The 346-nt window shown below is 54.3% G+C and carries 1 protein-coding gene; it reads right to left on the reverse strand.

Annotation, left to right across the window (positions count from 1 at the left end; translation table 11 throughout):
* Nucleotides 1–346, reverse strand: a 346-nt coding sequence (locus HY29_RS18070; protein ID WP_034799878.1) for a DDE-type integrase/transposase/recombinase, incomplete at both ends; no start/stop codon positions are given.

Raw genomic sequence — 346 nt, forward strand, 5'->3', positions numbered from 1 at the left:
GGTTGGTGCGAGTTTTCGGCGCGGTTGTTCAAGTACCGGCCGGTTTCCCGGCGGTGTGCGTTTCCAATTTCACGCATCGCAGCACCATACGAGCGAAGCCTGTCGGTTACCACAACCTGAGGATTGCCATATCGCTTCATGGCTTTTCGCATAAATTTCAATGCAGAAGCCTTGTCGCGCGTCTTGGTCACAAAAGACTCCAAAACTTCGCCCTCATGGTCGACCGCACGCCAAAGATAGTGAGTCTTCCCACGGATCTTCACGAAGACCTCATCCAGGTGCCACTGCCATTGTGGCGATTGCCGCATTCGATCTGATCGGCGTTTGCGGATCTTGTGCGCGAAGT

It is taken from the genome of Hyphomonas beringensis (genome assembly GCF_000682755.1).
GTDB classification, from domain to species: Bacteria; Pseudomonadota; Alphaproteobacteria; order Caulobacterales; family Hyphomonadaceae; genus Hyphomonas; species Hyphomonas beringensis.